22 protein-coding genes and 2 pseudogenes are annotated in these 22,879 nt (G+C 60.7%); 19 read left to right on the plus strand and 5 right to left on the minus strand.

What is annotated here, in order from left to right:
* Positions 1-68 precede the first annotated feature (68 nt).
* Positions 69-686 carry a thermonuclease family protein gene (locus NKH78_RS22170; RefSeq protein ID WP_352883994.1) on the plus strand — a complete coding sequence of 206 codons (618 nt, stop codon included), beginning with the start codon at positions 69-71 and terminating at the stop codon, positions 684-686.
* Positions 687-1,022: 336 nt separating this feature from the next.
* Positions 1,023-1,373 carry a hypothetical protein gene (locus tag NKH78_RS22175; RefSeq protein ID WP_352508209.1) on the plus strand — a complete coding sequence of 117 codons (351 nt, stop codon included), beginning with the start codon at positions 1,023-1,025 and terminating at the stop codon, positions 1,371-1,373.
* 89 nt (positions 1,374-1,462) lie between these two features.
* On the opposite strand, the gene NKH78_RS22180 is transcribed toward NKH78_RS22175, so the two are convergent.
* Positions 1,463-2,812: a Do family serine endopeptidase gene (locus NKH78_RS22180; protein ID WP_352883997.1), complete on the minus strand. Its 1,350-nt coding sequence runs from the start codon at positions 2,810-2,812 to the stop codon at positions 1,463-1,465.
* A 277-nt stretch (positions 2,813-3,089) separates the two neighbouring features.
* Between NKH78_RS22180 and NKH78_RS22185 the strand changes: the two genes are divergently transcribed.
* The 5 genes and pseudogenes from NKH78_RS22185 (at position 3,090) to NKH78_RS22205 (ending at position 5,490) form a co-directional block, all read left to right on the plus strand.
* The gene (locus tag NKH78_RS22185) at positions 3,090-3,452 is read left to right on the plus strand and encodes a hypothetical protein (RefSeq protein ID WP_352508211.1); all 363 of its coding nucleotides are present in this window, start codon (positions 3,090-3,092) and stop codon (positions 3,450-3,452) included.
* 261 nt (positions 3,453-3,713) lie between these two features.
* Positions 3,714-4,184, plus strand: coding sequence for an Hsp20 family protein (locus NKH78_RS22190; RefSeq protein WP_352508213.1), 471 nt, complete (start codon positions 3,714-3,716; stop codon positions 4,182-4,184).
* A gap of 75 nt (positions 4,185-4,259) precedes the next feature.
* The gene (locus NKH78_RS22195; protein ID WP_352517318.1) at positions 4,260-4,754 is read left to right on the plus strand and encodes an Hsp20/alpha crystallin family protein; all 495 of its coding nucleotides are present in this window, start codon (positions 4,260-4,262) and stop codon (positions 4,752-4,754) included.
* A gap of 216 nt (positions 4,755-4,970) precedes the next feature.
* A pseudogene (locus tag NKH78_RS22200) lies at positions 4,971-5,123 on the plus strand (NADH dehydrogenase ubiquinone Fe-S protein 4); the annotation flags it as partial.
* Positions 5,124-5,298: 175 nt separating this feature from the next.
* Positions 5,299-5,490, plus strand: coding sequence for a hypothetical protein (locus tag NKH78_RS22205; protein WP_352508214.1), 192 nt, complete (start codon positions 5,299-5,301; stop codon positions 5,488-5,490).
* Positions 5,491-5,538: 48 nt separating this feature from the next.
* Here the strand turns inward: NKH78_RS22205 and NKH78_RS22210 are convergent, their stop codons facing one another.
* The 4 genes from NKH78_RS22210 to NKH78_RS22230 form a co-directional block, all read right to left on the minus strand.
* Positions 5,539-5,664: a hypothetical protein gene (locus NKH78_RS22210; protein ID WP_023722793.1), complete on the minus strand. Its 126-nt coding sequence runs from the start codon at positions 5,662-5,664 to the stop codon at positions 5,539-5,541.
* Between the two features lie 405 nt (positions 5,665-6,069).
* The gene (locus NKH78_RS22215; protein ID WP_352508215.1) at positions 6,070-6,270 is read right to left on the minus strand and encodes a DUF2905 domain-containing protein; all 201 of its coding nucleotides are present in this window, start codon (positions 6,268-6,270) and stop codon (positions 6,070-6,072) included.
* Between the two features lie 138 nt (positions 6,271-6,408).
* Complete coding sequence (locus NKH78_RS22220) at positions 6,409-6,531, minus strand: hypothetical protein (protein WP_292654615.1); 123 nt, start codon at positions 6,529-6,531, stop codon at positions 6,409-6,411.
* A gap of 471 nt (positions 6,532-7,002) precedes the next feature.
* Positions 7,003-7,962: a winged helix-turn-helix domain-containing protein gene (locus tag NKH78_RS22230; RefSeq protein ID WP_352508216.1), complete on the minus strand. Its 960-nt coding sequence runs from the start codon at positions 7,960-7,962 to the stop codon at positions 7,003-7,005.
* A gap of 125 nt (positions 7,963-8,087) precedes the next feature.
* Here NKH78_RS22230 and NKH78_RS22235 point away from each other — a divergent pair.
* From NKH78_RS22235 to NKH78_RS22290, 12 genes and pseudogenes are all read left to right on the plus strand, one after another.
* Positions 8,088-8,525 (plus strand): annotated as a pseudogene (locus NKH78_RS22235) (cupin domain-containing protein).
* A 506-nt stretch (positions 8,526-9,031) separates the two neighbouring features.
* Entirely contained in the window at positions 9,032-10,045 is a 1,014-nt protein-coding gene (locus NKH78_RS22240; RefSeq protein ID WP_352508218.1) for an ABC transporter substrate-binding protein, read from the plus strand.
* A gap of 30 nt (positions 10,046-10,075) precedes the next feature.
* A complete protein-coding gene (locus NKH78_RS22245) occupies positions 10,076-11,083 on the plus strand; it encodes an ABC transporter substrate-binding protein (protein ID WP_352508219.1) in 1,008 nt (335 codons plus the stop codon).
* 45 nt (positions 11,084-11,128) lie between these two features.
* On the plus strand, positions 11,129-12,136 hold the full coding sequence (locus NKH78_RS22250; protein WP_352508220.1) for an ABC transporter substrate-binding protein: 1,008 nt from the start codon (positions 11,129-11,131) through the stop codon (positions 12,134-12,136).
* A 32-nt stretch (positions 12,137-12,168) separates the two neighbouring features.
* Complete coding sequence (locus tag NKH78_RS22255; protein WP_352508221.1) at positions 12,169-13,179, plus strand: ABC transporter substrate-binding protein; 1,011 nt, start codon at positions 12,169-12,171, stop codon at positions 13,177-13,179.
* Between the two features lie 23 nt (positions 13,180-13,202).
* Positions 13,203-13,760, plus strand: a complete 558-nt coding sequence (locus NKH78_RS22260) for an SCO family protein (protein WP_352508238.1) — start codon at positions 13,203-13,205, stop codon at positions 13,758-13,760.
* Between the two features lie 61 nt (positions 13,761-13,821).
* Positions 13,822-16,380 carry a GAF domain-containing protein gene (locus NKH78_RS22265; protein ID WP_352884003.1) on the plus strand — a complete coding sequence of 853 codons (2,559 nt, stop codon included), beginning with the start codon at positions 13,822-13,824 and terminating at the stop codon, positions 16,378-16,380.
* Positions 16,377-16,742: a response regulator gene (locus NKH78_RS22270; RefSeq protein ID WP_352508224.1), complete on the plus strand. Its 366-nt coding sequence runs from the start codon at positions 16,377-16,379 to the stop codon at positions 16,740-16,742. The genes NKH78_RS22265 and NKH78_RS22270 overlap by 4 nt, the downstream gene beginning before the upstream one ends.
* A gap of 14 nt (positions 16,743-16,756) precedes the next feature.
* Positions 16,757-17,884, plus strand: a complete 1,128-nt coding sequence (locus NKH78_RS22275) for an adenylate/guanylate cyclase domain-containing protein (protein WP_352508239.1) — start codon at positions 16,757-16,759, stop codon at positions 17,882-17,884.
* A 683-nt stretch (positions 17,885-18,567) separates the two neighbouring features.
* Positions 18,568-19,581 carry an ABC transporter substrate-binding protein gene (locus NKH78_RS22280; protein WP_352508225.1) on the plus strand — a complete coding sequence of 338 codons (1,014 nt, stop codon included), beginning with the start codon at positions 18,568-18,570 and terminating at the stop codon, positions 19,579-19,581.
* Positions 19,582-19,606: 25 nt separating this feature from the next.
* Positions 19,607-20,026, plus strand: coding sequence for a hypothetical protein (locus NKH78_RS22285; RefSeq protein ID WP_352508226.1), 420 nt, complete (start codon positions 19,607-19,609; stop codon positions 20,024-20,026).
* A gap of 213 nt (positions 20,027-20,239) precedes the next feature.
* Positions 20,240-22,468, plus strand: coding sequence for an adenylate/guanylate cyclase domain-containing protein (locus tag NKH78_RS22290; RefSeq protein ID WP_352508227.1), 2,229 nt, complete (start codon positions 20,240-20,242; stop codon positions 22,466-22,468).
* Positions 22,469-22,879: the final 411 nt, after the last annotated feature.

A 22,879-nucleotide genomic window follows, 5' to 3' on the forward strand; every position in this document is an offset into this window, starting at 1 on the left:
AGGTGGTGTAACTCCGTTCGGGCTACGCCCTCACTGCGTCACACCACCTGCGCCGAGTCTCATCTTGATTGACGCTGAATCTCATCCTGATCGCCGCGCCGCACACAGTAGAGATTGCAGGCCAAAGGATTCGTTTCAATGGCATCGACGCGCCCGAGAGCCGTCAGCACTGCGACGACGCCAAGGGCTTTGACTACCCATGCGGGCGCCGCACTGCCCAAGCCTTGGACAAGTTCCTGGCAGCTTCGCGACCGCTGCATTGCAGTTTTGTCGATCGTGATCGGTACGGGCGTCTTGTCGGGAACTGCGATCGGGCGGACGGTCGTAGCGTTCAGCGCTGGCTTGTCGAGCAGGGCTTGGCACTGGACTGGCCCCTCTACAGCCACGGCGCCTATGCGGGGCAGCAGGCGAAGGCAGAGGCGGCAAAGCTCGGTCTGTGGGCCGGAACTTTTCAGGCGCCTTGGGTGTGGCGTCTAGCGCATGCCGACAACCGGCCGCTTTCTAACCAGCCGCTTGGCTTAATCAACCGCCATCAGGTCGCACAAAGCGGCTATTCATGCGAGCCGCGGCGCACCTGTTCCCAAATCAGCTCGTGCGATGAAGCAAGTTGGTACCTAGCCAACTGCTCTTGGGGCCGCAAGCTAGACCGCGACAAAGACGGCATCGCCTGCGAAAGCCAGTGTTGAACCTGCAGGTGCTGCCGCTTCACGGTCGCACGCACGTCGGTGTTGGCGCCGCGGCGCGTTGGGGTGGGTTTGGTCATGTGGAGGGGCTCCTAATGAAAAGGCCGCCTCGACGGGTGGCTTTTGAACGGTGACGGACTGCCGTTCCAAGCGGACCAGCTATTGTCGACTAAATGAAAGCGGGAAGATCCAACGATGCCTCCAAAATACGTGCCGCCCTCCGGTTCATGAGACAGCTTTCAGCGGCATTCCAAATCGGCAGGGAATTCGGCAGAGCCGAGGCCGAAGTTATGTTGTCACCGCCCGTCGATTATGATCGCCACCCATCGACAACGAGCGATGCAGAACACGGCGAGCCGACCTGACGTTATCATTCGCTGGCCTCAAGTCCGGCCTGATTTTCCAGAACTCGTTGCAACTGATGCGGCGAACTTTGACGCTGCCGTCTCAACAATGACCGTGCGAGATGTGGTCATATGGCGTCTTCGGGAAGGGCGCTCGCTGCGCGGTTCCGGCAAGGCCGGTCTTCATCATCGCCAACGCGGCGAAGGTCTTCTGTCACGCTATGCAGGAACGGAGTGCGTCAAAATTGACACGGGCTCGGCACGAGCTGCTCAAGTGCGGACGGTGATGGGAGCCACGGCCGGCTGGCTGCTTTTTGCCGCGCGCGAGATGGGAGGAGGCGGCTGAAGTGATGTTTGGGCCCCGGCGACCTGATTCCGTTCTTTCGGATACGGAACGGAAACTTTGTCACATTTTTGGTTTCGACGCACGCTACGTCAGGAAGCAGCTAGGGCAATGAAGAGCGATTGTCCTTGCCTGTTTATGCGCAACAGAATGGGCTTGTGCTGCTGCCGGGATCTTGCCCACTCCTCCTGGATATCTGACGGCTGTGCCACATCCCGGTTGTTGGCCGAGACAATCACGTCGCCAGGTCGAAGGCCGTTCTCGGCGGCGGGGCTATTCGGCGCCACCCCGGTGGTACCCGGCTGCAGACCCAGTTGCTGGCGCGCTTCGTCCGGAATGGGGCTGAGCGACAGCCCGAGGCGTTGGTCCGCCGCTTCCGGACTCGGAACGGCACCGGTCTGTACCTCCTCGTCCTTGCGTTGACCGAGGGTCAGTTCCACCTCCTGCTGGGAGCCGCCGCGGTTCCTTGTCAGCGTGGCTTTCGACCCCGGCTTTTCGTTAGCTGCCGCCAGCGTCAAGTCATGGACGCCCTGAACCTCCTTGCCGTTGAACCGGGTGATCACATCCCCCGATTGCAAGCCGGCCTTGTCTGCCGGACTGCCGGGCTCGACCGAGGCGACCAGCGCTCCCTTGGTGCTCGATATGCCAAGCGCCTGGGCAAGCGACGGCGTCACCTCCTGGAGACGCACTCCGATGAACCCGCGCTCGATCCGGCCGGTGCGGATCAGCTGATCGGCGACGCTCCGTGCGGTTCGGGACGGCACGGCGAAACCGATGCCTATGCTGCCGCCAAACGGAGAGACGATGGCCGTATTGACCCCGATCACTTCGCCGCGCGCGTTAAACAGGGGGCCGCCCGAATTGCCTCTATTGATCGAGGCGTCTGTCTGGAGGAAATCGTCGTAAGGGCCGGCTTGGATGTCGCGCGAGCGGGCGGAAAGAACGCCGACGGTCACGGTTCCCCCGAGCCCGAAGGGACTGCCAATCGCGATCGTCCAGGCACCCGGCTGCATTGCGTCAGAGTCACCCCAGGCGGTGGTCGTCATGTTGGGGCGTGGATCGACCTTCAGCACCGCGATGTCGGTTGCTGGATCGCGGCCCACAAGTCGCGCGGGCGAAGTCTCCTTATCGGAGAATACGACGTGGATTTCGGTGGAGTCGGCCACGACATGATTGTTGGTGACGATGTAGCCCTCCGGACTGACCACGAAGCCGGAGCCAAGAGCTTCTCGCACCTGCGGCTGGGCAGGCCCGCGGCTGTCGAAGGGGTTGAGAAAATCGTCGAGCATCGTTTGGTCCTGGATGATCTGCCTCGTCGTGATCGCGACCACGGCCGGCAGCTTCTGACGCACGATTGCGCTGAAGTCGTTCGGGATTTCCTGTGCTGAAACCGGAGCAAAGCCGCCAGCCGAGAGCATCAAGATTCCTGCGACGAGGCCCATGCTCAGTCGCTTCCTGGAAATGTAAGACATGACTGATTCTCCTGCCCGACCGCCCTGGCGCTGCCGCGCGACTTTTCCCAGACGCAAGAACTGACATTCACGCCGATTGTTTCACCGGTTCGAAAAAATGTTGATGGTGGGCTGAACTGCGAGGATTTGGCCTTGTCGGGCCATTGAAATTTGGTCGAAACTCTCCAAAATTTTCAGCTGGTGGAAATCGCGAGAGCCACCAAAGATGACATCAACAAAGGAGACTATTCAAAGCGGAGGACCATCGATGGAAGGAGCCATTTCGACGAGTTTTCCCCCAATCGGGCCCGAGGGCCCTGATGTTTTCCTTGACCGGTTGCTCCATCCGGCACGGCATTTCGAGCGACCTGAGAACGTGCTGACCGACGTGATGCTGGACTTCCAGGAGAAGCGTGCAATCCTTTCGTCCTGGGCATCGGATGCCTGTGCAGTGGAATCGGTGCCGGCGCTGCGCATGCCGCCGGGCGCAACCGAACCGGTCAGCTTCGATGCCATCATGGACGCGTTGCGCCAATTGGATCAATTGGAGAAGCTTCCCGGCGCCGGTCGCGGTCGTGAAATCGAAAGTATCGCGGTCACCGGTTTTACAGCATCCGTCGATCGACTTTGAGTTGAACGCGGCCACTCTCTGCATCCGAGGCATCCGCCCGCCGGCGAGGATTGGCCGGCGGGCGGGATAGACGTGTTCTTAGCGACCATTCGTCGCGACCATTCGTCTGGCTGAAAATTTTCCTATAGCCCCTTGAACGCGTAAGGCACTGTTCTAAATAACTAATCGCCGGTCGCCAGATGGGGCCGGCGCAGGTCCAGGAGGCGTCAAGGCTCTCTTGGCGTCTCCTTGTATCCATGTTGCTCAAAGGAGGATGTGGCTATGAGGACAAACCTCGATTTTACCCCTCTGTTCCGGTCCAGCATCGGCTTCGACCGCATTTTCAACATGCTGGAAAATGCGAGCCGTGTCACTGCGATAGACAATTGGCCGCCCTATGACATCGCCAAGGCTGGTGAGGACGCCTATCGCATCACCATGGCGGTCGCCGGCTTCTCGCAGGATCAGCTAACCATCACTCATCAACCTAACCTGCTGGTTGTGAGCGGGTCGCAATCTGGCGACGATGACGGCCAGTATCTCTATCGCGGCATAGCCGGGCTCGGCTTCGAGCGTCGGTTCGAACTGGCCGACCATGTGAAGGTCGTTGGCGCCAGCCTGGACAATGGGCTGCTGAACATCGATCTCAAGCGCGAGCTTCCCGAAGAGATGAAGCCGCGCCGGATCGCCATCGCCGGCAGCACGGCAAAGGCAGCACCGCGGCAGATCGAGGCCGAAAAGAACGCAGCCTGAAGTCAGCGTGAACCAGAAGCGACAGGCACCGGCAATCGTCCGGTGCCGCGCGGTTGAACGTGGAGGTGAATGACAATGAACATGCGTGACCTTATCCCGTGGGGCCGCAACAACAACCAGGCCCCGAGCATCTATAGCGGTGGCGACCCGTTCCTTTCGCTTCACCGCGAGGTAAACCGGCTCTTTGACGATATGTTGAGGAGCTTCGAGACGCGCTTGCCTGCTGCGGGGCAGCTTTCGCCTTTCGATAGCGGCTGGCCGAAGGTGGAGATCTCGGAGTCGGATAATGAGCTTCGCGTCACCGCCGAGGTCCCCGGCATGGAAGAGAAGGACATCGAAGTTCTGCTCGACGAAGACGTGCTGACCCTGCGTGGCGAAAAGCAGTCGGAGACCGACGAGAAGGACTACTCCGAGCGCTTCTATGGTCGCTTCGAGCGGCGCATACCCCTTGGCTACGAGGTCGAGGACGACAAGGTCAAGGCGTCCTTTGCCAATGGCGTCCTGACCCTGACGCTGCCGAAGAACCCGAACGCGCAGTCGAAGGTGAAGCGCATCCCGATCACCCACTGACGCATGGAGCAAGTCGGAGGCGGCAGGCCGCTGCCTCCGGCGCATCCTTCGCCAAAATGGGAGGGATGAGTGATGCAGAAGCAAGAAAGAGAAGTCACACCAGTCGTAGAAAATCTCGAACTGGCAAACGACAACCGCGGGCGAGCGCCGCTGTTCGGCAGATCCGAGTTCCCGAGTGATGCGGTCGCACGGATCTACAAGCCTTGCCGCTCAGTCATGACCTCCGGCCGTGCGCGGCCGAAGGTCTGGCGGCTGGTGCTCGAGCGGCGTACTGCGCCGGTCATTGAACCGCTGATGGGCTACACCGGAAGTGGTGACACGCTGACCCAGGTGGAGCTCGATTTTCCGACGGCTCAGGCGGCCATCGACTATGCCGAACGGCAGGGGCTTGCCTACGCGGTTCAAGGAAGCCCGGCGGCCAAAAAGTTCAGTGTCGAATCTTCCGATGCGGACAAGCGGCTGCAGGCCGGCGTACGGCGGGGTTTCGCAGGCGCCACATTATGGACCGGCGCTGACGGACGAGGAGGCGTTTTATGCATCGCCGATGGACGTGGTCGTCGATCCTCGTCTGGCAGCCGACGAGAAACGCGCCATCGTGCGAAACTGGGCGTGGAACGAGTATCTGGTCGATCTCGCGACGGCCGAGGGGATGCCGGAAAACGCGCGTCCGACGCGGCTCGACGAAGTGGAATTGGCCCTGCTCGCGCTGGTGCAGCAGCGCGGCATCCGCCCCTAAGCTCACAAGACCTCGCGCCCGCCGGTCCAATCCTGCTGTCTAAAAAGATCAGGACGTCCCGACGAGGGCGATGGTCAGCAGAGACACAAAAAGGACAAGAGCGATCGCAGCGCCCCAGAAGAGAACTTTTTCGGTGCCGCGTTGCTCTTCCTCGCGAGATATGTCTTTCGCCATTGGATACATCCTTTGCGATGATCAACGACTTGCAACGTGCCGCGCCAAGGCTGAGTTCCTGCAACTATCTTGTCCCTTCGGCACTGAGAGAAAGAGCTCGGAATCAAGCCTCGTGTTGTCCAACCGTCGGTTGGTGGACGTATTGCAGCTGATGCATCTAAATCCCTGTGATCCGCGCGCACCGGGCATGCCCAACCCGAGCCCCCGCCGGGTGCAACAGCGCTTGATCGGCCCGCCGCATCAAACTGTGCGGCGGGCTTTTTCACTCACGCGATGGAACACCGGCGCGTAGGGAAAGTTCTGCCACGCAGCAAACTCTTTCCCTCATATTTTTGCTGCCAGATCGGATAGCTCCGATCGGCCCACGTCGTTCTTTCCTCCGGCGACGTGGGCTCGCCGTCCTCGCTATCGGTTGAGTAGCCATAGAACAAACGAAAGCACGATGCTGATCAGAATCCCAGTGCCGATCGGAGCGTAAAACGTGAAGTTCTCACGTTGGATCACGATGTCACCGGGCAATCTGCCCGGACCGACCCGCGACAACCAGGACCACAATAGGCCTATGGCAACTATAATCAGACCATTGACAATCAGAGTTCTGGACATGGCGGCATCCGGCCGGGAATATAGTGGCTGACCATGAACGTTGCGATAGTGGTCATTCGTCGCCTCAAGCCGATCCGCTCAATTTGCAACTCCGCGGATTGCCGTGACAAAGCTCCCTTTCCCCCGGCTTGGAAGTGCTTAGCTGTCGTCCTTATAAGACTTGGCGGCTTCATCGATCTTACGCCAATCGTTTCCGTGGCGCCGCACAAGCTCTCGCGCCTGGGCTGGCGATACACTTTGCGTTTCGACGATGTGGTTCACTTCCGTCTCCTCGCCTTTCAGGGGACGCGAACGAGGGCTCGTTGGCCGTCTGGCCGCTGGGTTTTTTGCATCTCGTCTGGGCATGAATGGACCTCTCCTGGAGCAGAATAAACGGTCTGGCGCGGCGAAGGTTTCGCCACGCTAGCTCGTTGAGCAGTTTCACCGATCGCCTCCTTGGCTGCCCCTTGCGGCTCTGACCATACGTTCTGGTGTTCTTGGACCCGAATGAGCTGCACCGCGTTGTTTGCGAGCAGTGCTGTGCTTCGCAATCTGATGGAAAAATCCGACGCCCCTGCTGCACCGCAGCCAGCTCCTTGAGCCGAAGCGCGCTTTCCGTACGATCGCGCGGCGGTTGAGCGGTTTCGCCAGGCATTTCCGCGCGCCAGGTGGAGTTACGAGCGCAAAAGCTGGTTCATGCCGGGAAAGACTGCCGCGCGGCGCATCCAGCGCTGGCAGGCGCAAGAGGCGGATCTACGAGTAGCACATGATGACAGCAAGGGACGGCATGCCTTGCGCGTAAGCCGGATCGAGTTCGATGGCACGTTCGAGCAGCACGAGCGCTCGCCTCACTCGCTCAGGCATGCCGGAATCAACGTCGAGTTGGGCCCGCAGCACAAGGTCGTAAGCATCGAGATTGTCGGAGCGCCTGCGCTTGACCCTCTCGATTTCTGCACGCCGCAGACTCGGTGCGATTGCGCCGATAGCCGACATGGCGATCGCATCCTGAAGCCCGAAGATATCGTCAGAGCTGCGGTCATACCGCTCGGCCCACACATGAGCGCCGGTCGATGCATCGATCATCTGGCCGGACATGCGCACGTGGCCGCAGGCTCTCCGCACGCTGCCTTCGAGCACATATCGTACGCCAAGCTCGCGGCCGATCTGCTTCACGTCCACGGCACGACCCTTGTAGGTAAACGTCGAATTTCGCGCGATGACGAGCAGCCACTTGATGCGCGCCAGGCCGGTGATGATATCGTCAACCATCCCGTCGGCGAAATAGTCCTGCTCCGGATCGCCGCTTAGGTTCGAAAATGGCAAAACCGCGACAGACGGTTTGTCCGGCAATGTCAGCGTTGCCGTTGCTGCGCCCCCGGGTGTCGGATCACGGTTACCGGCTGTGACCGCCGGCCCCACATAGCGATAGCCGCGTCGCGGCAGCGTTTCGATCCAGCATGCGCCAGCCGCCAGTTCCTCAAAGAGCCGCCGAACTGCCGCGATCTGGACCGTCAGGTTGCTGTCCTCAATGGCATGTCCGGGCCACGCCGCCTCGATCAGAACTGCCTTCGGAACCGGTGCGCCCGCCCGTTCCACAAGCAGCGCAAGCAGCGCGAGCGCCCGCTGTCCGAGCGACGTCGGCTCTACGCCGTGGAATAGAATTCCAGCATCGGTGTCGAGGCGAAATGGACCAAACGCGAGGATTGTCGCCATTCCCAAAGAAGATATCGTCTGTGAATTTTTCGCAACGATTTCGGAACGGCTTCACGACTCGCGGAAACGGGGAGCGCATCTTGTCCACGTGCTAGCGGAGTAGCACCCAGCCAATGGAGGATCAGATGAGCGTCGCTCCCGTCATTCGCATGCCCGGCGAGAACAATGGAGTCAGGTTGCGTGGCTCTCCGATGGCGTTCCTTGTCACCGGCAACGATACGAAACACACGAGCATGTTCGACTGGACGATCCCTGCTGGCTTCGCAACCGGGTTCCATGTTCATCGCGTACAGGAGAAACCTTCTACGTGCTTGAGGGCGAATGCGTCTGGCATGTTGGGGACAAGACGATCCGCGCGACCCCGGGCACCTGCCTGTTCATTCCACCGGGCGTTCCGCACAACATCACCAATGTCGGCGAAGAGCCGGCCGCCCGGACACGAGCACTATTTTGAAGAGCTTGCCAGGCTCGCTGCGCACGGCTCTCCGGATCCGAAAGCGCTTGCAGACTTGCGGAACCGTTACGACACTGACCAGCTTTCTACCCTGACGACAAGAGCCTAAGCTCGATTTGCAATATCGGGTCATGGCGCAGCACCGCTCATGGCGTCGGCACCAGCGATGTCCGCTTTCAGGGGGCGTGCAGGGCCGCAACAAACGACCGAGGTTGGGCGCTTTGCGGTTAGGCAGATTTTGGGCCGAACAGCGGAATGGCGGCTTTTGGCGTCCGAAGAACGATAGCGGACGTTCAGCGGGTGGGTCCGGCCGCAGCAAACTTGAACTGGCCATTCGCAACCCCGTAAACAGTCTCCATGACAGCGAGGCGCTGGCGGGACGTTCGGCGTAGCAAGTTTTGCGCTCGCTACCTACGCAAATTGGGCGTATCGTGGCATATCGTCTGTTGCTAATAAATGAGCCGGCGACTGAGAGCGCAAGACTCTCGCATCGGACTAGGCGCGCTAGGTTCCACAACTACTCGTCGCGCTCACCAGACCATCTGCCTCTGCTGAAACCTCTTTTCCTCGGTTCCGGCCAGTATTGCTTTTGCCAATCGGAAGAGGAGCGTTCTGATGCAGATCATCCAAACCCGCCGCCGGTTCCTAGCCGGCGCTGCAATGGCAGGCGCTGCCGGTATCGTCGGTGTTCCAGGGTCACTCCACGCGGAACCGCCGTTGGAAACGACCACGGTTCGTCTGCCGCTGTGGGTCGGTAGTTCCTACTGTTGGGCAGGTGCGTACATCGCCGGAGAACTGATGCGCGCCGAGGGTCTTACCGATGTCCGCTACATAGAAGGCGACAGAAGCGTCAACCAATCGGTATGGATCGCACGCGGTGAGACCGATTTCTCCGTGAACTTTGCGCCGAACCAGGTCGCGTCGATCGCCGCCGGCGTGCCGATCAAGGTGCTGACCGGGTTGCACTCGGGATGCCTCGAACTGATCGCCAAGGAGAGCATTCGCAGCGTCACGGATCTGCGGGGCAAGAGAGTGGGCGTGAACGGTTTCAACAACTCGCGGCACGTGTGGCTGTCCCTCATGTCCGCCTATGTCGGACTCGATCCAGTGAACGATATCCAATGGGTCTTGACTAACGACGTCAAGCCGACGGAACTCTTCGTCGAAGGGAAGATCGACGCATTCCTGGGGACGCCGCCCCAGCCGCAGGAGCTGCGCGCCAAGAAGATCGGCCACACGATCCTCAACAATGCCGTCGACCGCCCGTGGTCACAGTATTTCTGCTGCATGATTTCGGCCACGACGGACTATGTGACAAGATACCCGGTGGCGACCAAGCGGGTCTTGCGATCCATCCTCAAGGCCGCCGACCTCTGCGTGTCGGATCCCGAAAGTGTGGCCCAGCAGATGGTCGATCGCGATTTCGAGACCAGCTATGACTACGCGCTCCAAACTCTGAAGGACATTCGGTACGACCGCTGGCGGGAATTCGATCCCGAAGACTCCCTGCGGTTCTACACACTGCGCATGCAGGAGACGGGCATGATCAAGTCGAGCCCGCAACAAATTATCGCCAACGGAACGGACTGGCGCTTCCTCGACGAGTTGAAGCGTGAGCTGAAAACCTGATCCCATCTGGTCTCGAGGGGAGACGTAGACATGCAAATCATTCAGAGCCGCAGGCGCTTCCTGGCCGGCCTGACGGCTGCCGGCACCGCAAGCCTCGTCGGCACTCCAACTCGAGTTCTTGCCGAGCCAGGGCCGGAGACCACACGCATTCGCTTGGCCAAGATCCCTAGCATCTGCGTGGCGCCACAGTATGTTGTAGAGGACCTGCTGCGCGCTGAGGGCTTCACCGAGGTTGCCTATGTCGCGGCAGGCCCCGGTGCGGCCACGGCCTCCGCGGTGGCGAATGGCGAGATCGACTTTAGCCTCAACTTCGTGACAAATTCGATCGTCGCCTTGGACTCCGGTGCGCGGCTCACTCTGCTCGGCGGCGTCCATCCCGGTTGCTTCGAGCTGTTTGCCAAGCACGGGATCGACAGCGTCGTCGATCTGAAAGGCCGGAACGTCGGCGTCCAGGGGCTCGGTTCGGGGCCGCATCTGTTCCTCGCCAGCATCGCCGCCTATGTCGGGCTCGATCCGGCGCGCGACATCAACTGGGTGGTGGACCCGGCGGTCAAGCCCAAGGAGCTGTTCGCGCGGGGCGAAATCGATGCATTCCTGGGCTTTCCGCCGGACCCGCAGGAATTGCGGCGCAGCAAGGTCGGGCACGTGATCGTCAACAGCACAGTGGACCGACCTTGGTCGCAATATTTTTGCTGCATGCTGTCCGGCAACAGCGATTTTGTGGCCGCGCATCCGGTTGCTACCAAGCGGGTGCTGCGCGCCATCCTCAAGGCCGCGGATCTATGCACCGCCGCGCCGGCCTTGGTTGCCGAGCGCTTGGTCGCGGGCGGATTCGCCAGCCGCTACGATGACGCGTTCGCAGCGATCAGCGAGTTGCCCTACCGGAAATGGCGGGACTACGATTCAACTGACACCGTCCGCTTCTATGCGCTGCGGCTGAAGGAAATCGGTTTGATCGGGTCCACACCCGACAGGATCATCGCCAACGGAACAGACTGGCGCTTCCTCAACGAGCTAAAGCGAGAGCTGAAGACGTAGACCTATCGCCGATACGCGTTGCCTTTTCAAGGGAAGGAGAGACTCGTGCAGATTGTCCAGAACCGTCGCCGTTTCCTCACAGGCTTGTCTGCGCTCGCTGCAGCAGGCCTTGCCAACGGCCGCAACGCGGCCGCCGCCGAAGCGGCACCTGAAACCACGACCGCCCGCTTTGCGGCGGCGCCTGGTATCTGCATCGCTCCGCAGTACGTCGCCGAGGATCTGATCCGCGCAGAGGGGTTCTCAGATTTCGGCTTCGTGGCCGCCGAGGCCGGTATCGCCCAGACCGAGATGCTGGCGCGCGGCGACATCGACTTCGGCATTGACTTTGCCACGGCCCTAATCATTCCGGTCGACACTGGCGCCCCGATCAAGGTGATCTCCGGAGTGCATGTCGGCTGCTACGAGTTGTTCGGACGCGAGGACATCAAGAGCATCGCGGATCTCAAGGGCCGCAAGGTCGGCGTCGGCGGCAATCTATCGTCGGATCCACATATCTTCGTCAGCGCCATGGCGACCTATGTCGGCCTCGATCCGCAACGCGACATCGAATGGATCGTCGGCGAGGCAAAGCCGGCGGAGCTCTTCGCCGATGGCAAGGTCGACGCCTTCCTGGCCTTTCCGCCTGAGGCTCAAGACCTCCGCGCCCGCAAAGTCGGCCACGTCATCCTCGACAGTTCCAAGGACCGGCCGTGGTCGCAATATTACTGCTGCATGCTAGCGGTCAACGCCGCGTATGCCGAGAAAAATCCAGCCGCCACCAAGCGGGTCATCCGGGCGATCATCAAATCGGCCGACATCTGCGCGGCTGAACCGGAACGGGTGGCACGCCTTCTGGTGGATCGCGGACACACCGAACAATACGACTACGCTTTGCAGTCGCTCCGCGAGCTCCCATACTCTAACTGGCGCGACTTCGATCCCGAGGACACGATGAGGTTCTTCTCGCTGCGGCTGCATGAAGCCGGGATTGTCAAGTCGAGCCCAAACGAGATCATCGCGAACGGCACGGATTGGCGCTTTTTCAACGAGGTCAAGCGCGAGATGAAAGGCTGAGTCTGCTCGTGCCGAGGGAGAGGAGACGTGACATGGAGATTGTCCAGAGCCGCCGCCACTTCATGATGGGCCTGTCGGCGGTCGGCGCCGCGGGTCTCGTCAAAGTGCCGACATCGGCTCATGCCGAGCCGGCGCCAGAGACCACGACAGTGCGTTTGCCAAGGACGTTCCGCGCCCTTTGCGAAGCACCCAAGAATATCGCCGGGGAGTTATTGCGGGCCGAAGGGTTCACCGATGTACGCTACATAGACTTGGCCGCCGACTCCGATCCGTTCGCGATGCTCGCAAACGGCGAACTGGATTTCGCCACCGACTTTCCGCCACCGCACATCATGGCGATCGAGGCCGGCATGCCGATAAAGGTGGTCACCGGCCTGCACTCCGGCTGCCTCGAACTGATCGTCAACGAAAGCATTAACAGCATCTCCGACCTCAAGGGCAAGAGGGTGGGCGTGTTCGCGCTGACCTCAGCTCCGCACATGCTCGTAACCCTCATGGCCGCCTATGTCGGTCTCGATCCCGCCACCGATCTCAAGTGGGTCGCGAACCCGGACGTCAGCTCGATGCAACTATTTAACGAAGGAAAGGTCGATGCCTTTCTGGCGGTGCCACCCGAGCCGCAGGAGCAGCGCGCCCGGAACGTCGGCCACACAATCCTTAATACGACCGTCGACCGGCCATGGTCGCAACACTACTGCTGCATGCTTGCCGGCCGCGCGGACTATGTCGACAGACACCCCGTGGCGACCAAACGCGTGCTGCGAGCGATCCTCAAGGGCGCCGACATCTGCGTGTCGGATCCGCAACTGGCTGCGCAACTATCGGTCGAGGGCAAGTTCACCGATCAATACGACTATGCATTGGAGGGCTTGCGCGAAGCGCGCTACGACGTGTGGCGGGAGTTCGATCCCGAAGACACAATGCGCTTCTACGCGCTGCGGATGAACGAAGTCGGCTTCATCGAGGCCGGCCCTAACAAGATTATCGCCAACGGCACGGATTGGCGTCTCTTCAACGAGATCAAGCGCGAGATGAAAACGTGAGCGAGTGGCCGGCGCGCATCTTGGTGCTGGCGCTGATGGCCGGGCCGGCACACGCGCACGACGCGCCGCACGACGAGCGCCTGCCGACGATTGGACCGGCGCCCGACTTCAGCCTGGTATCGCAGGATGGCGAACCTGTGTCGCTGCACGACTTTCGTGGCAAGGTGGTCGCCGTTGCATTCATCTATACGTACTGTACCGACGTCTGCCCGATGCTGACCGCTCATATGGCCAGCGTGCAGGAGAAGCTGGGCTCGACGTTCGGATCGAAGATTGTCTTCGTTTCGATCACCGTCGACCCGGAGCGCGATACGCCCGATGTTTTGAAGGCATATGCGCAGAATTTTGGCGCCGATCTGAGAGGCTGGTCGTTTCTTACCGGTGATCCGGCGGTTGTCCATGAGGTTGGACGGAAATACGGGGTCATCGCGAAGAAGGCGGCGAACGGAGATGTCGACCATACCTTGCTGACGTCGCTCGTGGACCCGGACGGCATCTTGCGCGTACAGTATCTCGGCGTCCGGTTCGACCTAGAGGAGTTCCGGGATGACCTTGTCAGCCTCTTGGACGAATCCAAGTAACATAACGAACTGGCTCGTCGGCTGGGTTGCCCGGCTGCCGGCGCGCGTCCAGACCAAGCTCTTGATCGCGTTCCTGTCGATCGTCGGCCTGTTGATCGTGCTCGGGGCCGTCGGGTTGCAGGTGCTGAGTGGGGTCAATGATCAAACAAACGAGCTGATCAAGCTGCAGCGCAGGATCGCGGCCTATCGCCAGGTGCAGCACGATACGACCACCCAGCTCTACGGCATCTCCACCGCCCTGTTGCTTCAGGACAACCGGATGCTGGATGGGGCGCTGCGCCAGCTCAACCAGTTTGGCTATGACCTCGACCGCATGGAGTTCGTCGCTGAAACTGAGGCGGAGGTGCTGGGCCAGGTCCGACAGGAGTACGAACGGCTTGCGGCCGGCGTGACGCATGTCGCGGAGCTCTTCCGCGCCGGTCGCACGGCGGAGGCGCGCAAGGTTCAGCTGGATGAGATCATGCCGTCGGCCGACCGCCTCGAGCGACTGACGAACCAGCTGGTCAACATGGCCGAAGCCGACATGGTGGCGGCCATCGAAGCGAGCGAGGGGGCGTACGGCACCTCTCGACTGATCGTGGTCGCTTTTGCTGTGGGCAGCATCCTGCTCGCGCTTGCGCTTGGCTACATCATCTCCTGGTCGTTGATCGAACCGGTCAAGAAGATCGAGACGCGTCTCAGTCAGATAGCGGCCGGCGACTTCGCCCAACAGGTTGCCGTCGCCAATCGCGACGAACTTGGAGTGCTCGCCACTAACGTCAACCAGACCTCCGACCAGCTGGGGCGCCTGTATCAGGAGATTGAGACGCGCACCCAGCAGCTCGACGAGGCCCTTCAGCAGCAGACAGCCACTGCAGACGTTCTGAAGGTCATCAGCCGCTCTACCTTCGATCTGCAGGTCGTGCTCGATACGTTGGTGGAATCGGCTGTCAGGCTCTGCCGTGCCGACAAGGGTGGTATCGTGCAGTTGCTTGATGGCGTATTCCGCTATGTGTCGACGCATGGCTACCCGCCCAGCTTCCGTGCTTATGTCGACGCCAATCCACTTCCAGAGCTTGCCGCAGGCCGAGGCTCCGCCGTAGGGCGCGTAATCGAAGAACGGCGGATCGTGCAAATCGAAGACGTGACCGCTGATCCGGACTACCGCGTTGTCTTGATCGCTGAGGCAGGCGGATTCCGCACCGTCCTCGCTGCCCCGCTGTTGCGGGAAGGTGATCTCGTTGGCGTATTCGTCATGACGAGGGTTGAGCCGCAACCTTTCAATCCCAAGGAGATCGCGCTCGTCGAGACATTCGCCGACCAAGCCGTGATCGCCATCGAGAATGCGCGGCTCTTCGAGGCGGTGCAGTCACGGACGCGCGAGCTTGCCGCGTCTGTTGGTGAGCTCGAGGCGCTTGGTGAGGTGAGCAAGGCGGTCAATTCGACGCTGGATCTCGACACCGTGCTGAAAACGATCGTCGCCAAGGCGGTCCAGTTGTCGGAGACGGATGCTGGCACCATCTACGTGTTCAGCAGCACGCGGCAGCAATTCCGTCCGCGCGCGAACTTCGGTATGAGTGATGAGCTTATCGCTGCAGTCTCACACCAGACGATCGGGCTGGCCGACATGGGGATCGGCGACGCACCCGAGCGCTGCATGCCGGTGCAGTTTCCCGACCTCAGCGAGGAGACCTCATCCTTCCTTGTAAGAAAGACGATCGTCGAAGCCGGATATCGCGGTATCCTGATCGTTCCGCTGCTGAGGCCCAACAAGATCGTCGGTGCACTGGTCGTCAGGCGCCACAAGCCAGGGGTCTTCCATGAGCAAGTTGTCCATCTGCTGGAGACCTTCGCAGCCCAATCGGTGCTCGCGATCCAGAATGCCAAGCTGTTCCGCGAGATCGAGGAGAAAGGCCGGGAGCTGGAGGCAGCTAGCCGCCACAAGTCCCAGTTCCTCGCGAATATGAGCCACGAGCTCAGGACACCGCTCAATTCAGTCTTGGGCTTCACAGAACTGCTGGTCGATGGCATCTACGGCGAACTCCCGGACAAGGCGAAGACGACCGTCGCGCGCGTGCAGGCAAACGGCCGTCACCTCCTTGGGCTCATCAACGACGTACTCGACCTTTCCAAGATCGAAGCCGGCCAGCTCACGCTGGCGATCGAGGACTACTCCGTCGCGCAGATTGTTCGATCGACCGTTACGGCTGTCGAGCCGCTGGCACGAGCGAAGGGTCTTGAGCTTTCAACGACTGTTGCCGAGAACCTTCCAATCGGCCGCGGGGACGAACGCCGTTTGATGCAGGTCCTGCTCAATCTTGCAGGCAATGCCGTCAAGTTCACCGAAACGGGTGCGGTCGACATTCTTGCCGATGCGGTCGACGGGCACTTCGAGATCACCGTCCGAGACACCGGTCCCGGCATCGCGTCCAAGGACCAGGCTCTCATCTTCGAAGAATTCCAGCAGGTCGACAACAGCAGCACCAGGCAGAAGGGTGGCACAGGTCTTGGCCTGGCGATCTCGAAGCGCATCGTCGAAATGCATGGCGGAACCATAGACGTCGAGTCCGTGATCGGGTCAGGGTCGACATTCCGTCTCAAGGTACCAATCTGGGTGAATGAGGACGTGAGGGCGGCATGAGCAAACGAATCCTTATGGTGGAAGACACCGAGGACAACCGCCAGATCATCCGCGATCTCATTGCCACCACCGAATACGAACTGATCGAGGCGGCGGACGGCGCCGCCGGCATCGCTGCAGCGGGAGCGCACAGGCCAGACCTGATCCTTATGGACATTCAGCTGCCGGTGATCGACGGGTATGAAGCGACCCGCCGCATCAAGGCCGACCCGGCGCTGCGGCACATTCCGATTATCGCGGTCACCTCCTACGCGCTGTCGGGCGACGAGGCGAAAGCCCTTGCTGCTGGGTGCGATGGCTACATTGCCAAGCCATTCAGTCCGCGCCAGCTGCTCGCCGAGATTCGTCAGTTCTTTTCCTGAGGGGAGACAGTGCCTTGCACGATCCGCCTCGCATTCTCGCGGTCGACGATACCCCGGAGAACCTTGAGATTCTGCGTATGCGGCTCGAGGCGAATGGCTACGAAGTGGCGACCGCCGCCGATGGTGAAGAGGGGTTGGCAAAAGCTCGCGAACTCACGCCGGATCTGATCCTGCTCGACATCATGATGCCGAAGCTGGACGGTATCAGCGTGGTTCGCCTGCTCAAGCAGGATCTCTCGCTGCGATCGATCCCGGTCATTCTTGTCACCGCAAAAGCCGACACGCGCGATGTGGTCGAGGGGCTGGACGCCGGGGGCGATGACTATTTGACAAAGCCCTTCGAGCACCAGGCGCTGTTGGCGCGGGTGCGCTCGATGCTGCGCCAGAAGGCGCTTCACGATACCGTCGCAAGCCAAGCCGTGCAGCTTTCCGATTGGAACCGCTCGCTCGAGCAGACCCTGGCGGAGCAGGTGATCGAGATCGAGCGAATGGGCCGGCTCCGGCGTTTCCTGCCCGCGCAGGTCGCCGACCTCATCCTTGCGGCGGGAAATGGCGACACGCTTCTGCAAAGTCACCGTCGCGAGGTGACCGTCGTTTTCTGCGATCTACGCGGCTTTACAGCCTTCGCCGAGACTGCCGAACCTGAGGAGGTGATGGCGGTTCTTGGCGAATACCACGCCTGTCTTGGTGAACAAATCGTCCGCTACGAGGGAACTCTTGAGCGATTCGTGGGCGACGGCATCGTCGTCGTTTTCAACGATCCACTGCCCTGCGCCGACCATACGGAGAGAGCCGTCCGCATGGCTGCGGCGATGCGTGATGCGATTGACGAGCATTCAGAGCAATGGCGCAAGCGCGATCACTTGCTCGGCTTCGGAATCGGCATCGCCCGAGGCCATGCAACCATCGGGCGGATCGGTTTCGATCAGCGCGCCGATTATGCAGTGATAGGCACAGTGTCGAACCACGCCGCCCGATTATGCGAGGAAGCCAGGCCACGCCAGATTCTCGTCAGCCAGCGGGTCGTTGGTGCCGTCGAATCCCTGGTTGAGTCCGTCGCCGTTGGCGAACTGACGCTGAAGGGCTTTCGCCGACCGATGCCTGCCTATGAAATTGTGCGGTGGATCGGTCGGCCAAGCTAGGGATCACTGTGCCTAATGAGATAGATCGCCTCCTGCGCTGAATGGGCCATACAATGATGCGGGCAGCTAGACCGATCAGCGATCGGACGGCCTTTGAGCTCCATGGCCGTTGCTCCCTATTCGCCTCGCTCGGGGAAACTTCCGTCAGCTCGCAAGGCACGTTACAGATACCTGGTTGGCTTCTTTCAAGCCCGGTCGCCACAAGGCGCGACAGGAGTTTCCGGAAGTCCAGCCCAACCTGTGAACAGCGCCTGGACAAGATGGCCGTAGCGGATGTGCAGCGTCCGTTCATGGCGCAAGCTAGACTTCTGTGAACGCGAACTTTGGACCCGATCCAGTCGTCACGTGGGATGAACTCGAACGTCTCGAATTGGTTCGAGAAGGCGCCTTTTGGCAACTACCCGACGATCCGTTTTGTCAGCGCCCTGGAAGGTACGAGGGTTCCGTAAAGGGCTTGGCCCTGGCTGAGAGCATTGCCCTCGCCACGAACGTTGACAAGGCGTATGGTCGTTAATCGTTGGCTGAAAGCGTTCTTGGCCAGCGACTGAAGAACGACAAGACTCCCGCCTTTACAGGGCGTGCTCCAACTCGCGATTACTCGGCGCGCTCACGCATTGTCCGTCCTCTACTGGGGTCATTTGCTTGATTCCTAGGGGCGATCAGTTTGCCAAAGGAGCGTCCCGATGAAGCTAATTCAGAATCGTCGCGCATTCCTGGCCGGCCTGTCGGCGATCGGCGGTGCCGGGCTCCTCAATGTTCGCCCATCCAGTGCGGCCGGGGAGCCTGCTTTGGAAACGACAACCGTCCGCTTGGGGCAGTGGGTCGGAGGCGCTTACTGTTGGGCGTCCATCTACCTCGCCGGAGAACTTCTGCGCGCCGACGGTTTCACCGATATCCAATATGTCGAAGGCGACACCCACGTCGACAATTCCAAGTGGCTCTCCGCCGGCCTGATCGATTTCGACATGAACATGCCGTCGATGCACATTAGGTCCATCGACGCCGGCGTGCCGGTCAAAGTGCTGATCGGCGTGCATTCCGGCTGCTTCGAACTGATCGGCAACGACAGCGTCCGCAGCATCAGGGATCTGCGGGGCAAGCGCGTCGGGGGAGGGTCGGTGGAGTCGCATCCTCACATCCTGACGGCCCTCATGGCCAACTATGTCGGGCTTGATCCGGTGCACGATATCGAGTGGGTGGAGGGAGAACAGGCCCCGATGCAAATGTTCATCGACGGCAAGGTCGATGCCTACATGGCTGGTCCGCCCGAACCGCAGATCCTGCACGCCCGGAAGATCGGCCATACGATCGTCAACAACGGGACCGACCGCCCGTGGTCGCAATATTTTTGCTGTATGGTGGCCGGTAATGCGGACTATGTGAGCAGATACCCGGTCGCGACGAAGCGAGTGTTGCGCGCCATTCTCAAATCCGCCGACCTGTGCGCTTCTGATCCGTCGTTGGCGGCACAGCAGCTCGTCGATCGAGGCTTTCTGCCCAACTATGACGAAGCGCTTGGGACGCTGAACGGTGCTCAGCATGACAAGTGGCGCGTGTTCGACGCCGAGGACAGCGTGCGGTTCTATGCACTGCGCATGCAGGAGACCGGCATGATCAAGTCGAGTCCGCAACAAGTCCTGGCCAACGGAACGGACTGGCGTTTCCTCAACGAGCTCAAACGCGAGTTGAAGGCCTGAGACCCTAGCAGACGCAGTTCTCGCCTTGGCGCTGAACATAGCGCGGACGAGTGAGCACGACGCGCCGAACGACGAGCGCCTGCCGACAATCGGACTGGCTCAGGACATCACGTTGACATCGCAGGACGGGGCGCGCGTGTCGCTGCGCGATTTTCGCGGCGACCAACGCCGCCGGATGGTGGCAGCAACCAGCCTCCAGATATTCGTTGTCTCTGGAGGACTGCTGTTTCGTGGGAGCAGCCGTTTCCATCAACAGCAACCACACGGCAACAAATGTCGCAAACGTGTTATGTCGTCTGTTCGCTCGAATGTCCGCTTTTGGGTTACGGCTTTGGGCTGCTCAACGGCCGACATTGGGCGCGATCCGGCCTGTCGCGAACGCGAACTTTTGACCCCAAAGCCCCCATTTGGCGGCGAACCCATAGACGGTCGCTTCTGGCGCTAGTTGCCCGTTCCGGCGGCCGGCTCAACGGCAAGCCCTGACCCAAACGAGCCATTCCGGCAGGCAAGCGCTAATGTCTCGAATGTGGTGACTACGACATTGGTTACACCTCGCCGTATCAGCGGTCCATCAAACGTGCGGGAGAAGGGATTTGCTGGTGAGGTCGGTTTCCTTTCAGAACAACCAATACTATGATCCGCTGGGGCCAGGCCACCGATGGACCGCAAGCTTGCCGCGATTCTAGCCGCAGATGTAGTAGGCTATTCGACTCTGATGGAGCGCGACGAGGCCGGTACATTTGAGCGACTACGTGCCGGACGCAAGGAACTGTTCGAGCCCGAAATTGCCCGCCACCACGGCCATATCTTCAAGCTGATGGGCGATGGGATGCTGGCCGAATTCGGTAGTGTCGTCGATGCCGTCGAATGTGCAGTGTCGTTGCAGCGGGGACTGTCCGAGCGCAACGCCTCGCTTCCCGCAGTGGAACAGATCGTGGTGCGGATCGGCATCAACCTCGGCGAGGTGATCGTCGACGGCGACGACCGGTATGGCGATGGGGTCAACATCGCGGCCAGACTTCAGCAGTTGGCGGAATCGGGCGGCATCTGCATCTCGGGAAAAGTGGCCAAGGAGGTTGATAGGAAGCTGGCGTTCGCCTTTGAGCCAATGGGCGAACAGAGGGTCAAAAACATAGCCGAACCCGTTCAGGCGTATCGCGTGTTGCTTGATTCCGCGGCAGCGGGCAAGACCCTCCATGCTCGCCGCCAGCCGCGCGCCTGGCGTTTTCCGGCCGCGGCGGGAATTCTCGTCCTGGCTCTCGGCCTTGCAGTAGCATGGTGGCAGCCGTGGGAGAGGCCTGCACCGCTTGCCGTTCCGACCGTCAGCGAGGCAGCCGACACCCGGCCCTCGCTAGTCGTCCTGCCCTTCGACAATCTCAGCGACGACAAGGAACAAGAATATCTCGCCAACGGCTTCACCGAGGATCTGACGACCGCACTGGCGCGTGTGCCGGGTCTTTTCGTCTTCTCCCCCAACGCGGCCTCCGCTTACAAGGACAAGGACCCGAAGGAGATTGCGGCGGCATTGGGCGTCCGGTACCTGCTGAAAGGCTCGATTCGCCGCGTCGGCGACGACATGCGCATCAATGCGCAGCTGATCGATGGCTCGACTTCCAGACATCTCTGGGCGGAGCGTTTCGACGGCCGGTGGGCAGACGTATTCGCGCTGCAGGACAGCGTTGTCAGCAGCATCGCGGGTGCGCTCCAGCTCCGCCTGGTGAGCGGCGCGCCGGCTACCCGGGCCGGAGGCACCAGTAATCCCGAGGCCTATGAGGCCTATCTCAAGGGGATGGACATCTACAACCGTATCAACACGCCCGAGGAGTTTGCGCAGGCTGTGAAGTATTTCCAGCAAGCCGTGCAACTCGACCCCGATTTCGGCGCGGCGTACGCCCAGCTCGCCTGGGCCTACTGGGACGCGGATGTCGGTCGGGTCGTAGTAATGGGACTTACGACGGACGTGGCCCAGGGCAAGATCTATGAAACCCTGGAAGCGGCGGCCAGGGATCCTTCGCCGGGCTACTATCAGCTCGTCGCCGAGTTGATGGTCCGCGAGCACGACTCGGACGACGCAGTTACCGTTCTTCTGAAGTCGGTGGCGCTCGATCCCAGCGATACTTGGAATTATCTCTCGCTGGCCAATGCTCTGAATTTCAACGGCAGGCCGAAGGAAGTGCTTAGCTATCTCGATGCGGCTGCGCGCGTCGACCCAAACTCGTGGATGGACTACAGGCGCTACCAAGCCGGACTGGCCGAGTTCGGCCAGGAGAAGTTTGAGGACGCGGTTCGCTCTATCGAGAAGATGGACCTTATATCGGCCGATCCACGGGCGAAATTTTATGCCCTGCAGGTCCTTATTTCGGCTTATGGGCATCTTGGGCGCACAGACCAGGCCGCGGCGGCTTTGGAAACGCTTAGGAAGGTTGTTGGGCGGGTGGACAGGGGGCCGAGCCAGTTGATGACCCAGGATTACATGGTGTTCAAGAATACGGCCGATATCGAACGCCTTTTGGCCGGGCTGACCAAGGCAGGTGTGCCAGAGCTGTCGGCATTGGCAAAGGCAGGCATGAATCCGAAGGACCGGCTCACAGGGGCGGAAATAAAGTCTCTCATGTTCGGGCACGAAACGCGCGGAAAATTGGTAATGCCCACGTTCCTGCCGATGCAGCGCACAACCTCGGTCGACGGCGCCGTCAGCGAGACCGTTGGCCAGAGGAGCCGCGTAGGAACCTCGTGGGTGCAAGGCGATTTCTTGTGCAACGCCTTTCCCATAGAACTGACAAGCTGTGGGGCGATTTTTCGCAATGTGTTCAGGACGCCGGGGCGCGACGACGAATACAAGGCCGTTTACCGCGGGGACCAGTTCGAGTTTTCGGTCGTCAAGTGAACTCCCAAATGCCGCAAGGCCGTAAGTCTGCTTGCCGAGTAGACGCGACGTTGTTGGCATAACTGCAAACGTCGACAATTGGCGCTATCAAGACGTCCGGCCCTGTCGCTGACCACGTCTGCTTTCAGGCAGCGGCTAAGCCAATCTCTACGGCCGACATTGGGCGCAACCGCGACTTTCAGTGCAGTCACGTTCGGCTGACATGAGGCGCTCGCAACCTCAAGCGTGGTCGCCGGCAACGTATGCTTTTCGTAGTTGGCAGGACGGGGTTCTACAGCCGCTATGCGGCGCATTGCCGCCGCTAGCGAACAAACGCTACGGAATGAAGAAGGCAAGTAGTCTGGGAAGGAGTCTGGGAAGGAGTAGGGCCTCCGTCCACTTGCTATGCATCGGAATGTGCATATATTGTGC

Source organism: Mesorhizobium sp. M0910 (assembly GCF_040319465.1).
Classification (GTDB): Bacteria; Pseudomonadota; Alphaproteobacteria; order Rhizobiales; family Rhizobiaceae; genus Mesorhizobium.

Bases quoted from the DNA above. Each gene is read 5' to 3' on its own strand.
- NKH78_RS22185 (WP_352508211.1), top strand. From the start codon at position 3,090: ATGGAAGGAGCCATTTCGACGAGTTTTCCCCCAATCGGGCCCGAGGGC.
- NKH78_RS22230 (WP_352508216.1), bottom strand. From the start codon at position 7,962: ATGGCGACAATCCTCGCGTTTGGTCCATTTCGCCTCGACACCGATGCT.
- NKH78_RS22175 (WP_352508209.1), top strand. From the start codon at position 1,023: ATGCAGAACACGGCGAGCCGACCTGACGTTATCATTCGCTGGCCTCAA.
- NKH78_RS22255 (WP_352508221.1), top strand. From the start codon at position 12,169: ATGGAGATTGTCCAGAGCCGCCGCCACTTCATGATGGGCCTGTCGGCG.
- NKH78_RS22290 (WP_352508227.1), top strand. From the start codon at position 20,240: ATGGACCGCAAGCTTGCCGCGATTCTAGCCGCAGATGTAGTAGGCTAT.
- NKH78_RS22245 (WP_352508219.1), top strand. From the start codon at position 10,076: ATGCAAATCATTCAGAGCCGCAGGCGCTTCCTGGCCGGCCTGACGGCT.
- NKH78_RS22205 (WP_352508214.1), top strand. From the start codon at position 5,299: ATGGACGTGGTCGTCGATCCTCGTCTGGCAGCCGACGAGAAACGCGCC.
- NKH78_RS22180 (WP_352883997.1), bottom strand. From the start codon at position 2,812: ATGGGCCTCGTCGCAGGAATCTTGATGCTCTCGGCTGGCGGCTTTGCT.
- NKH78_RS22280 (WP_352508225.1), top strand. From the start codon at position 18,568: ATGAAGCTAATTCAGAATCGTCGCGCATTCCTGGCCGGCCTGTCGGCG.
- NKH78_RS22195 (WP_352517318.1), top strand. From the start codon at position 4,260: ATGAACATGCGTGACCTTATCCCGTGGGGCCGCAACAACAACCAGGCC.
- NKH78_RS22270 (WP_352508224.1), top strand. From the start codon at position 16,377: ATGAGCAAACGAATCCTTATGGTGGAAGACACCGAGGACAACCGCCAG.
- NKH78_RS22190 (WP_352508213.1), top strand. From the start codon at position 3,714: ATGAGGACAAACCTCGATTTTACCCCTCTGTTCCGGTCCAGCATCGGC.
- NKH78_RS22240 (WP_352508218.1), top strand. From the start codon at position 9,032: ATGCAGATCATCCAAACCCGCCGCCGGTTCCTAGCCGGCGCTGCAATG.
- NKH78_RS22215 (WP_352508215.1), bottom strand. From the start codon at position 6,270: ATGTCCAGAACTCTGATTGTCAATGGTCTGATTATAGTTGCCATAGGC.
- NKH78_RS22210 (WP_023722793.1), bottom strand. From the start codon at position 5,664: ATGGCGAAAGACATATCTCGCGAGGAAGAGCAACGCGGCACCGAAAAA.